A 1,455-nucleotide genomic window follows, 5' to 3' on the forward strand; every position below is an offset into this window, starting at 1 on the left:
ACTGGGGAATAATCATTGGAAACGATGACTAATACCGCATGTGGTCCTCGGAAGGCATCTTCTGAGGAAGAAAGGATTTATTCGGTACAGGATGGGCCCGCATCTGATTAGCTAGTTGGTGAGATAACAGCCCACCAAGGCGACGATCAGTAGCCGACCTGAGAGGGTGATCGGCCACATTGGGACTGAGACACGGCCCAAACTCCTACGGGAGGCAGCAGTGGGGAATATTGCACAATGGGCGAAAGCCTGATGCAGCAACGCCGCGTGAAGGATGAAGGGTTTCGGCTCGTAAACTTCTATCAATAGGGAAGAAAGAAATGACGGTACCTAAATAAGAAGCCCCGGCTAACTACGTGCCAGCAGCCGCGGTAATACGTAGGGGGCAAGCGTTATCCGGAATTACTGGGTGTAAAGGGAGCGTAGGCGGCATGGTAAGCCAGATGTGAAAGCCTTGGGCTTAACCCGAGGATTGCATTTGGAACTATCAAGCTAGAGTACAGGAGAGGAAAGCGGAATTCCTAGTGTAGCGGTGAAATGCGTAGATATTAGGAAGAACACCAGTGGCGAAGGCGGCTTTCTGGACTGAAACTGACGCTGAGGCTCGAAAGCGTGGGGAGCAAACAGGATTAGATACCCTGGTAGTCCACGCCGTAAACGATGAGTGCTAGGTGTCGGGGAGGAATCCTCGGTGCCGCAGCTAACGCAATAAGCACTCCACCTGGGGAGTACGACCGCAAGGTTGAAACTCAAAGGAATTGACGGGGGCCCGCACAAGCGGTGGAGCATGTGGTTTAATTCGAAGCAACGCGAAGAACCTTACCAAGGCTTGACATCCCGATGACCGTCCTAGAGATAGGACTTCTCTTCGGAGCATCGGTGACAGGTGGTGCATGGTTGTCGTCAGCTCGTGTCGTGAGATGTTGGGTTAAGTCCCGCAACGAGCGCAACCCTTATCTTCAGTAGCCATCATTCAGTTGGGCACTCTGGAGAGACTGCCGTGGATAACACGGAGGAAGGTGGGGATGACGTCAAATCATCATGCCCCTTATGTCTTGGGCTACACACGTGCTACAATGGCTGGTAACAAAGTGACGCGAAACGGCGACGTTAAGCAAATCACAAAAACCCAGTCCCAGTTCGGATTGTAGTCTGCAACTCGACTACATGAAGCTGGAATCGCTAGTAATCGCGAATCAGCATGTCGCGGTGAATACGTTCCCGGGCCTTGTACACACCGCCCGTCACACCATGGGAGTTGGAAGCACCCGAAGTCGGTGACCTAACCGTAAGGAAGGAGCCGCCGAAGGTGAAGCCAGTGACTGGGGTGAAGTCGTAACAAGGTAGCCGTATCGGAAGGTGCGGCTGGATCACCTCCTTTCTATGGAGTATAGGTTGAATTGTTTTTGCTGTTTGGTTTTGAAGGATACAGTCCTTCATAAAAAACTACACATC

Annotated in this window: 1 rRNA gene; it reads left to right on the forward strand. The window is 52.0% G+C overall.

Going from position 1 to position 1,455, the window contains the following annotated elements:
- Positions 1-1,381, forward strand: a 16S ribosomal RNA gene (locus BUB35_RS00010); the annotation flags it as partial.
- Positions 1,382-1,455 lie beyond the last annotated feature (74 nt).

It is taken from the genome of Anaerotignum lactatifermentans DSM 14214 (assembly GCF_900142265.1).
In the GTDB taxonomy this organism is placed as follows: Bacteria; Bacillota; Clostridia; order Lachnospirales; family Anaerotignaceae; genus Anaerotignum; species Anaerotignum lactatifermentans.